This is a genomic window from Yoonia sp. (assembly GCF_014859355.1).
Lineage (GTDB): Bacteria > Pseudomonadota > Alphaproteobacteria > Rhodobacterales > Rhodobacteraceae > Yoonia.
Map to the genome: position 1 here is coordinate 1 of NZ_JACUUJ010000078.1, position 3,944 is coordinate 3,944.

At 61.6% G+C, this 3,944-nt stretch carries 3 protein-coding genes and 1 pseudogene; 3 read left to right on the forward strand and 1 reads right to left on the reverse strand.

The annotated features are described in order from the left end of the window. Positions 1 to 65: 65 nt before the first annotated feature. The 3 genes from IBX59_RS14785 (at position 66) to IBX59_RS14795 (ending at position 3,172) form a co-directional block, all read left to right on the forward strand. Positions 66 to 422: a transposase gene (locus IBX59_RS14785; RefSeq protein ID WP_296376936.1), complete on the forward strand. Its 357-nt coding sequence runs from the start codon at positions 66 to 68 to the stop codon at positions 420 to 422. A gap of 123 nt (positions 423 to 545) precedes the next feature. Beyond that, a complete protein-coding gene (locus tag IBX59_RS14790; RefSeq protein ID WP_296376937.1) occupies positions 546 to 2,294 on the forward strand; it encodes a class I adenylate-forming enzyme family protein in 1,749 nt (582 codons plus the stop codon). 14 nt (positions 2,295 to 2,308) lie between these two features. After that, a complete protein-coding gene (locus IBX59_RS14795; protein ID WP_296376939.1) occupies positions 2,309 to 3,172 on the forward strand; it encodes a hypothetical protein in 864 nt (287 codons plus the stop codon). 37 nt (positions 3,173 to 3,209) lie between these two features. On the opposite strand, the pseudogene IBX59_RS14800 reads toward IBX59_RS14795, so the two are convergent. Then, positions 3,210 to 3,944: pseudogene (locus tag IBX59_RS14800) on the reverse strand (transposase); the annotation flags it as partial.

Here is a 3,944-nt window from a genome sequence, read left to right on the forward strand (position 1 = left end):
AAAAGCAGCGTAATCATTGAACCAGAAACTCGCCGGTAAACCCGGGGCGGTTCATACTGTGTTCCATGCCCAGGATCGGTGCCGTCACGGCCGCTGCCATGCTGAGCCTGTTGCCGAAAATCGGCACACTTGGCCGCAAACAGGTGGCCAGCCTGGCCGGTCTTGCACCCATCACCCGACAATCCGGTCAATGGCAGGGAAAGTCGTTCATCGGCGGTGGGCGCAAACCCCTGCGCGACGCCCTTTACATGCCCGCACTGGTCGCCACGCGCCACAACCCGGACCTCAAGGTAAAATATGAAGACCTGCGCGCTGCTGGAAAGCCCGCCAAGGTCGCCATCGTTGCCATCATGCGCAAGCTCATCGAAATGGCAAACGCGCTGGTCAAAGCTGATCGGATGTGGACGCCAAAAACCGCTTGATCTAGACGGATACTTAAAAAGATGACATTTTGCCTCCTTTGTCCTAAAGCTGGATTACAAACATATTAATGTCGACCGAATTACGCCCGCAAAGCAACGCCGCCACACCCGGATTGACCTTTCATGACTGCATTCGATCCTGTGACCAGTCACCCGCCCTTTACCATGCCGGTCACGCAGATTTCGGGGCAGAACAGCCTGGAATTCATCCGCGCCGTGTTCGACCATTACGAAAGCGGCCGGGTTTTCGCGATCACGAAACCAGGCGTCGCCCTGCCGCTTCCCAATGACGACGGCGATGTGCTGGACCTGCGCATAGACACCGCCACAACCGGTTGGGGCCGTCTCGCGCACCAGCCCGATACAACCGACACCCCCGCACAGATCACCCTGACATCGGGCACCGAAGGGGCACCCAAACCCATCCTGCTCAGCCATCGCAATCTGGCCGATGCCGTCGCCCGGCTGAACGATGTCATGCAGGTCACACCCGAGATCCGCGAATATATCGGCATCCCGGTGCAATATTCCTTTGGTCTGGGGCGGGTGCGCGCGGTCAGCGCCGCAGGCGGTGCCTTTTTCCTGCCCCGCGCCTTTGATCCGGCCGAAATCCGGCGGATGCTGGACGCAGATGCGATCAACGCGATTTCCGCCGTGCCAAGCCTGTGGCGGCTGGTGCTGGGCGCACCCGAGATTATCGGCGATGCGGGGCGCAAGGTGCGCTGGATCGAAATCGGCAGCCAATACATGTCCGGCGATGAAAAGGCCGCGATGATACGGTTGTTCCCGCAGGCGCGCATCGTGCAACATTACGGCATGACTGAAGCCTCGCGCACGACGTTTCTGGTCTTGTCGGATGTGGACCCCCGCTATCTGGACACAGTAGGCAAACCGACAGGCAGCGCCGAGGTTGCTGTATCGGAAGCGGGCGTGATCCGTATTCGCGGCCCGCATGTGGCCATGGGGATGATCACTCCGGACCGCACCCTTAAACCGCTGACCAACGCTGATGGCTGGTTGCAGACGGGCGACCGGGGCGAAATCCACGACGGGTATCTGTCCTACAAGGGCCGGATCGACGACCAGATCAACATCGCCGGGGTCAAGATCAACGCCGAAGCGATCGAGGCTGCAATCACCGCCTTGTTGCCATCCGCCGCCGGCCAGTTTGCGATCGTCAACAGCCCCGACCCCTTGCGCGGCGAAATCGCCCTGCTGGTGACAGAAGCCGATGCAGATCCGATTGTGCCCGTCATACTGGCCGCCGCCGCACAGGCGTTCGAGATCCGCGGCATCCCCGCCGCCGGCGCGCTGCGCAGCACCCGTGTCACCACCCTGCCCCGCACCGACACCGGCAAGATCGCGCGGGTGAAACTGCGCGATATCCCGCCCCCCGCAGCGGGGGCACATGCGCCACAGCACGAAAGAAAAGCACTGTCAGCGGCACAAACAACTGTCGCCGACACCTGGCACTGCGTGGTCGGGGATATGCAGATCGGCCCCGATGATACCTTCTACGACATCGGCGGCGATAGTCTCAGCGCGCTGCAGATCGCCCTGACGATGGAACGGCAGAATTTCACCCAGGCCGCGATCCGCGCCACATTCGAAGGCCGAAGCCTGGCCGAAGTCGCACAGGCCAATGCGGCAGACACCGCAACCGCGCAAGCAGAACCTGCCACCCCGCTTGCCGACCAGACCCAACGCACCTGGGCACTGACACTGGCGCGCGCATTCGCCGTTCTAGCGGTGCTGCTGTCGCATTGGGGCGAAGGGTTCTTCAACCGTCTGGGGGGGGCGCGCTGGCGGACCAATACCTTCCGGTGCTTTACCGGCTTGGCACCCCAGGTTTTGCCACCGTTTTCGGGATAGGGGTCGGTCTGACCATGCTGCCGCAGTTTACGACACATCGCGCCAACGTGCTGCGGCGCTGTCGCAACGCGTTTTTGCTGGTCAGCCTCGGGATCGGCATTCTGGCGATCAAGTCAATCACGCTAGTGGCGCTGAACGGCGGATCGTTGGGCGGGCTGGTGCTGAGCCATGCGCTTTACTCTGTGCTGATGTTCTATGCGATCATGCTGGGTACCGCACCTTTGTGGATGCCCGCGCTGGCGCGTCTGTCCGCCCCGGTGCAGACCCTGCCGCTGATCGCGGTCGGGCTTTGGCTACTGTGGCCTGTGGCGCAATACATCATGCCCGCGCAACAGCTTGATTCCATTATGGAACTGCCCCGGCTGATGACCATCGCGAGCTACAGCCTATTCAAGCTGGGCGCGATCATGCTGGTCGGCATTGCCGCAGGCCTCTGGATCGCACACGAGGCCGACACTGCGCTGGTGAAACGGCGGCTCTTGACCGTTGGGCTGGCAGGCATGGTGTTTTGCGCCACGACCATCGTGTCACTGGAAGGGGCCGCCGCCGTGATGACGCGCGCTTCATCCGTCTTTTCCAGCCTGCCGGGCTATGGGTTTTACGCCAGTATGATGATCGCGGTGATGGGTCTGTCACTAGGGGTGACGGGGATCTGGCACCAGCTGTCAGGGCCTTTGCTGTTCTTGTTGCGCGTGCTGGTGGTGATCGGCGGGCTGGCCTTGCCGATCTATGTATTCCACGGGCTGGTCATCCCGCTCAAGGATATCCTGATCATTCTGGGAATGCAGGGCGCTCTGGCGCTGGCCCTGCCGATGGCCGCGTTCCTTGCCGCCATGGCCTACGCTGGTCGGCGGCTTTATGCGATGTATTTCGGCTGATCCCTCAGAGATATGGGCAAAAGTTGGTGACGCCTGATCAGGCGGCGGTTTGAATCTGGCGGAGCCCGTCGCGGAACTCAACCCCTTGGATGATCTCGGGCAGGCGGTTTTGGCCGTCGAGTTTGCGCCATTTCTTTTGCGCTGACATCATCAGCTTGAAGGCCATGGCCAGGCCGGTCTTACGACTGAGGCAGCCCTTGGTGCGTTTGGTGCGGTGCCGGACGGTGGCGAAGGGTGATGGGCGTCTTGGAATTGATCCAGTGGATCAATTCAGCCCAGAACGGGCGAAGCCCCGGGCTCTCAATGGGATTTGACGTCCGGATGTGTTTCCAGTGCTCGGCCGGATAATCGTAGAAGGTCAGCAGCGCGTCCCGGTCCTTGACCAGCTTGGCGACCGCCTTGTCCCATTTCACGCCATAGGTTGCGACGAAGAAGTCGAAGGCGGCGCTCGCCTTGGCTTTTGTCTCGGCCTGCCAGATGTCGTGCAGATGGCCTTTGGCCTTGGCTTGCATGGATTTCGGCATCGCGTTCAGCACGTTCATGGTCTTGTGCAGCCAGCACCGCTGCTCCTGCGTCGTCGCAAACACCTCGCGCAGCGCGGTCCAGAACCCCAAGGCACCGTCGCCAGTGGCCAGTTTCGGGTCCTGTTTCAGGCCGCGCCGCTTGAGATCGAGCAGCACCTCGCGCCAACTTTGCGTGCTTTCGCGGAAGCCGTCGGTCATGGCCAGCAGTTCCTTGCGACCGTATTCATCAGCGCCCACGATCACCAGAA